Source organism: Neisseria sp. P0022.S010 (assembly GCF_051956635.1).
Map to the genome: position 1 here is coordinate 1 of NZ_JBQCXF010000828.1, position 544 is coordinate 544.

The 544-nt window shown below is 51.1% G+C and carries 1 protein-coding gene; it reads left to right on the top strand.

All coding sequences use genetic code 11. From position 1 onward, the window contains the following. Window positions 1-111: 111 nt before the first annotated feature. Window positions 112-544 (top strand): head completion/stabilization protein (locus tag ACTHUT_RS21640; RefSeq protein ID WP_440419872.1); only part of this gene is annotated, 433 nt, incomplete at its 3' end.

Consider the following 544-nt stretch of genomic DNA (forward strand, 5'->3'; position numbering starts at 1 on the left):
CGGCAAGTCCTCCAGAAATATCATGGACGGCCTTAGCATGCAAAGCCTCTGCGCCTCCTTTCCAAAGCCCGCCTAAATATCGGGCAGGCTTCTTCCGTAAGGAAATGAATCATGACTATTGTTTTCGCCGACACCCCAGATCAAGGGCGGCAAGCATTAGACCAATCTGAAGTTCGCAGTATTCCTTTTTTCCCAATCATCGACCTTGCCAACTTTCGCGAAGTAATGAGGATTGAAGCGAACATTTCAAGCAGCCGTGTTTACCATGCCGTCCTCGAAGCCGTCGCACACGTCAACGGCCAGCTTAAGAAATACCGCATTGCCGCCGTACAGGTTGGCAGAGGCACTCTTGCCGAAACAGGCGATTCAGACGACGTCATTAATGGCGAATCGGTTAAAGCCATCCATTACCGCCGCGCCGTCTATTGCTATGCCAAATCACTTCTGCTGGAAAAATACGCAGATACAGAACCATCGGGAAAAGCGGGCGAGCGTGCCGAAATGAAACAACATCAAGCCGAAGACTTCCGCCGTGAAGCACACT